This is a genomic window from Corallococcus llansteffanensis, assembly GCF_003612055.1.
In the GTDB taxonomy this organism is placed as follows: Bacteria; Myxococcota; Myxococcia; order Myxococcales; family Myxococcaceae; genus Corallococcus; species Corallococcus llansteffanensis.
In genome coordinates, this window is record NZ_RAWB01000640.1 from 1 (window position 1) to 5301 (window position 5301).

Genomic DNA, 5301 nt, shown 5'->3' on the forward strand with positions numbered 1-5301 from the left:
ACCCCGTCCCCGGCCCCGCCAGCGGGAAGCGCGACACGGGCACGCCCTGGCGCCAGTCCTCCGGCAGCCGCACCTCGGGGGCACGTCCGGGCAGCGCCTCCGCGTCCTCGTCCCGCGCGCGCTCCACGTCGGTGGGCAGCGATGCCCAGTGCCGGGGGTGCGCGGGGCACAGGCCCAGCCGGTCCAGCCGCGCGGGCTGCTCCGAGCCCTGCCGCGTCCACAGGTTCAGCGTCAGCCGCTCGCAGACGACGGACAGCGAGGTGGGGTTCTCCGGCGCGGCCGTCAGCACCCGCGACGCCAGCCCTGATACCCGCACGGAGCCCGCGCCGGGGCTCACGCCGTGGCCCAACTCCAGCGACTCCACCACCAGCCAGCGCTCTCCCGGAGCAGCGCCGTCCACGCGCAGCACCGTGCCGGGTGCGGGCGCGGACTCCGGGGGCGTGTCCAGCGTGAGCGTCAGCGTGCGGCGGCCGGCCAGCGGGCCCGGGTCCTCCACGTCCGTCACGTTCAGGGACACGGGCGGTCCCTCGCCGCGCGTCCACTTTGCGGTGAAGGGGGCCGTGCCCAGGCCCACGCCCGTCTGCAACCAGCGCGCGCGGGACGTGCGCACGCGCACCTTCACCCGCCGTGGCACCGACCCGGACGCGGGCAGGGCCTGCATCGCATCCAGCGCCTCCGCGGTGTCCACCGGCACGAGCAGCGCCATCGCCCCGTCCCCGAGCGTGAGCCGCAAGAGGTCACCCGGCGCCACGCCTCCGGGCATCGTCACCTCCAACTGCACGACGGTGCCCAGGGCGCTCCACGGGCCCAGCTCCAGCAGCTCGCGGGTGACGGTGGCGGACACCTGCACGCCGTCGGTGCTGCTGCCCTCCGAGCGCGCCCGCGCCACGCCGGGCGTCACCGCGCCAGACTCCAGACAGCGCAGCACCCCCGGGACGGGGAAGGTGTTGGCGCGCGCCTGCGGCCCCGCCACGCGCACCACCCAGCAGCGCCGGCCGCCGTTGCGGAAGAAGGCCCGCACGGCGGAGGCCAGGTGCGCCCGTACCGGCTCCCCGCGCTCGGCGTCCCAGGCCAGCAGGGGCGCCTCGCCGAACACCGCCTCGAAGTCCGCGGGGTCCTCCACCGCCACGGGCACGTGCAGCGGCCCGGAGGCGGCGAAGCCCACGAAGGCCGCCACGTCCATGCGCGGCAACACGTCCTCGACGGGCGGTGCCTGCACCTCGAAGCGGATGCCGGGGAGGCGTCTGGCGGCCGGGCGGCTCACGTCACTCCATCTCCAACCGCTCGTACGCGATGGTGAGCTCTTCCATCGCCACGTCCGTGCCCTTCGCGTTGAAGGGGCCGCTCACGTGCTTGATGATGCGCGCGCGCAGCAGCTTCCACGTCTGCACCACCGCGGTGTGGTCCTCGTTCTGGAGCTGGATGGTGACGGTGCGCAGCGCGTTGGGGTCGCCGTTGCGCAGCTGATCCAGCCACCGGTAGAGCGTGAGCGAACCGATCACGCCCCGCTTCATGGTGACGTCCGTCGCCTTGTTCAGGCCGGTGATCTTCCGGACGCTGTTCTCCTTCTCGTTGCCGTTGCGGTACTCCGCGACGGTGACCTCCATGCCCACGTTGCTGATCTCCTGGAAGCCCGCGTCGGCTCCATCCGTGGAGCCCGTGCCCAGGTCCACCAGGAAGTTGAACTGCACATAGGGTCGCTCTCTCAGGACAGCCATTGCCTAAACCTCCCGGGGGTTACTTCCGGTCTCCGGTCCACTGGCCGATGCGGAAGATGACGAACTCGGCCGGGCGCAGCGGCGCCACGCCGATGAGGCAGACCAGGCGCCCGTTATCCAGGTCGTTCTGGGTCATGGTGCTGCGGTCGCACTTCACGAAGTACGCCTTCTCCGGCTTGTCACCGAGCAGCGCGCCCATCTGCCACTCGTTGAGGAGGAAGTCCTCGATGGTGCGCCGCACGCTGGCCCAGAGCTGGTCGCCATTCGGCTCGAACACCGCCCACTGGGTCCCCTTGTCGATGGAGCGCTCCAGGTAGGCGAAGTAGCGGCGCAGGTTGACGTACTTCCACTCGGGGTCGGAGCTGGTGGTGCGCGCGCCCCACAGCCGGTAGCCGCGCCCCTCGAAGTAGCGGAAGGCGTTGATGCCCTCGGGGTTGAGCACCTCCTGCTGCGACTTGCTCAGGTTGGACTCGAAGCCCAGCGCCAGGTTCACCACCTCGTTGGCGGGGGCCTTGTAGACGGCGCGGTTGACGTCGTTGCGCGCGTAGATGCCCGCCACGAAGCCGCTGGGCGGCAGGAAGATGGGCTGCCGCGTGACAGGGTCCAGCACCTTCACCCACGGGTAGTAGAGCGCCGCGTAGCTGGAGTCGATCTTCGCGCGCTGCGCGCGCACCTGGTTCAGCGTCTGCCCGTTGCCGCTGTCCAGCACCGCGATGCGGTAGTGCATCCGCTGGCAGTGGCTGATGAGCAGGTTGATGATGGTGTTGGCGTCCAGCGAATAGCCGCCCTCGTAGTTGAAGGTGGAGCCGGGCGCCGCGACGATGGAGATGTCCTCCAGGTCCTCGAACTGCACGAGCCCCGTCTTGCGCGTGGTGTTGACGATCTGCTCGCCCTGGTACTCGTCCGCCGTGGGGCGCTCGCCGTCGTTGCCACCCTGGAGCAGCACCTCCACCGTGCGCTGCAGGTCGGTGGAGTCCGGGTTCTTCAGCGCATCCGTCACCGTCGGCGTCACCCCGTTGGGCGTGGCCTTGAGCAGGGCGGTCAGCATCGCCAGCCCGTCCCCCAGGTCCGACCCCGGCGCGAGGACGATGGGGATGCCCCGGTTGCGCTCCAGATCCGAGGCGTCGATGTTGAAGCGCGCCTGCAGCGAGTCCTCCGCGCCGTCCCGCGCGTGCACCTTGTCCAGCGCCAGGCCGGACCACACCTGGGACGCCCCCGGCTCGTCCGTGGGGATGACGGCCACCGTCACGGTGATGATGCGCAGCTGGTTGCCCGTGTCGGTCAGGCTGGACAGGGCCGTGGCCGTGCCCGTGGCGGGGACCAGGTCCCAGTCCTGCTTCACCTCGTTCCAGCGCGCCTGGTAGAAGGCCCCCGCGTCCGCCACGGCGGGCGGGACGGTGGTGAAGTCGCGCAGCACCACCACGTCCCGATCCTGCAGCGAGCTGACGCGCGGCTTGCCGCCTTCGAAGGACAGCACGTTCTGCCCCGCGCGCAGCGTGAAGCGCACGCGCAGGTTGCCGGCGGAGCCCGGGTAGCGGCCGTAGGCGAGGAGCTGCTTCTTGACGTCCGTGGGCTCGCCGGCCAGCAGCCCGCGCGCGTGGCCGTCGTCATAGGACGGGTTGTTGGCGACGAGCGTGGTGGCGGACTCGAAGCCGCCGTACTTCTTCGACGTGCCGGCCTGCTTGCGGAACACCCGGCCCACGTAGAGGCGCTTGCCGCCCTCCTCGAAGAAGGCGCGCACCGCGTGCCAGGTGTAGTTGTGCAGCGTGCCCGCCACCTTGAAGCCGAGCTGCCGGCGGCCGCCGTAGACGCGCTCGAACTCCACCATGCTGGTGATGAGGTCCGGCTGCAGGTCCACCGGGCCGTACCGTGTGGGCCCGATGAAGCCGGTGGTGGTGGTGCTCACGCCCTCGATGGACTTGGCACGGAACGAGGTCTCTTCGACGAACACACCGGGAGCGAGATATTCGGGCATCGGTCTTTTCCTAGGGGAGTGAACCCGTGGAGGTGATCCACAACCGGGAGCGCGGCGCGTCCTGGGTCTTCAGGACGAGCTCCTGGCCGTATCGCAGCGTCGGTTCGAGCAGCTCCACCGAGCTGTCCGTGTCCGTCCAGGCCCACGAGGAGGGTTGGGACAGGGTGTCGCAGAGGTCCGGCCGCGCGGGCACGGGCGTGCGGCGCGCATAGAAGACGCGCACCTGGAGCGCCCACGTCTGCTCCAGCAGCGGTGGCCCCGGGGGCAGCGCGGAGGCCTCCGCGAGCGGGACGGGAGGGAAGTCCACCGGCTCGGGGTATTGGAAGAAGAGGGCCAGCCGCCCCTGTTCATCCGCCACGCCGCGCACCGGGGTGCCGCCAGCCGCCGTGGCCTCCACCCGCGCCCACGCGGCGGGCACCTGCGCATCCGCGTCCCACAATTCCGCGCGCAGGACGGCCAGCGGGCCTCCGGACACGCGCGCGGGGGCGGAGAACAGCGGCACGGCGGGTGGGCCGGACAGCGGCGGCGCGGGCGGCAGGCCCGGGCAGCTGAGCTGGAAGAGGCCGGGGAAGGGGAGCTGCGCGCGGAACGAGCACGGCAGGAAGCGACCCTGCGCGTCCTCCACCTCCACGGTGAAGGGCTTGCGAGCGGGGAGGGCGGCCCACCACGCCGCGTCGCCCGGGTCGCCGGAGGGCACGTCCTTGCCGCCGAACTCCAGGTCGCGCAGGCCCGGCAGGTCCATGAGGACGTGCACGCCGGAGCGGTTGACGATGGAGGCGCGGCGCAGGCCAGGGTGGCCCTCCGGGAACGCGCTCACCTGGAGCCCGTCGCCCACCAGCGCCCCGGTGACCTCGTCGCGGAAGCGCACGCCCAGGGGCGTCACGCGCGACAGCACCTCCAGCCTGTGCACGGGGGGCCTCACTCCGTGCGCTTCCCGAGGTCGAGGACGCGCGTCTGCACGGGCGGGCCCTGGGTGTCGGAGATGCCGGACTCGATGAGCACCATCCGCGCGATGTACGTGACGGACACCTGGAGGTTGGGCTTGCCCACCTCCCAGACGTTGAGCAGGTCCTGGATGGAGAGGGTGTCCTGCACGAGCGTCACCGTCTCGTCCGGCAGGAAGGTGTCCGTCTCCGGGCGCCCGTAGTGGTTGAGGAAGCTGGCGGTGAGGGTGGGGGTGTCCTCGAGCGTGCGCATGCTCCAGCCCAGCAGCCGGTGCTGCTTGGCGGCCGTCTTCGCCCACGGCGTCAGCATGAAGCACAGGTCCACCGGCAGCGGCCTGCGGGTGCGCCGGCCCTGCGCGTCCTCGCGGCCGGTGAGGTTGCGGCGGGTGGTGCTGGGCGTGACGCGGTACAGGAAGAGGGACACGCCCTCCTCCATGGGGGTCTTGAAGTCGCTAGCCTGGTACAGCTCGAACTTCGCGCCCTCGAACTCCGGCTTCGGGCACGACTGCTCGAGCAGCGCCAGGAGCGCCTGCCCCACTGCGGAAATCGCCGCGTACGTCGCCACCGTTGAAGACCCCCACGTGCCCGCCGCTTGCGTCGCCCGCCGCCCACCCTGCCCAAAGGGATGGACGAACCGTCCACGGCCTCACAGCAACACGTGGGC

General features: G+C 71.5%; 4 protein-coding genes and 1 pseudogene. All 5 read right to left on the minus strand.

What is annotated here, in order from left to right; genetic code table 11:
* Positions 1-1264 (minus strand): annotated as a pseudogene (locus tag D7V93_RS37090) (hypothetical protein); the annotation flags it as partial.
* A gap of 1 nt (position 1265) precedes the next feature.
* A complete protein-coding gene (locus D7V93_RS37095) occupies positions 1266-1718 on the minus strand; it encodes a phage tail protein (protein WP_120611812.1) in 453 nt (150 codons plus the stop codon).
* Positions 1719-1737: 19 nt separating this feature from the next.
* Positions 1738-3693: a phage tail sheath family protein gene (locus D7V93_RS37100; protein WP_120647840.1), complete on the minus strand. Its 1956-nt coding sequence runs from the start codon at positions 3691-3693 to the stop codon at positions 1738-1740.
* 10 nt (positions 3694-3703) lie between these two features.
* Positions 3704-4603 carry a hypothetical protein gene (locus tag D7V93_RS37105; RefSeq protein ID WP_120647841.1) on the minus strand — a complete coding sequence of 300 codons (900 nt, stop codon included), beginning with the start codon at positions 4601-4603 and terminating at the stop codon, positions 3704-3706.
* A gap of 8 nt (positions 4604-4611) precedes the next feature.
* A complete protein-coding gene (locus tag D7V93_RS37110; protein ID WP_120647842.1) occupies positions 4612-5202 on the minus strand; it encodes a Pvc16 family protein in 591 nt (196 codons plus the stop codon).
* Positions 5203-5301: the final 99 nt, after the last annotated feature.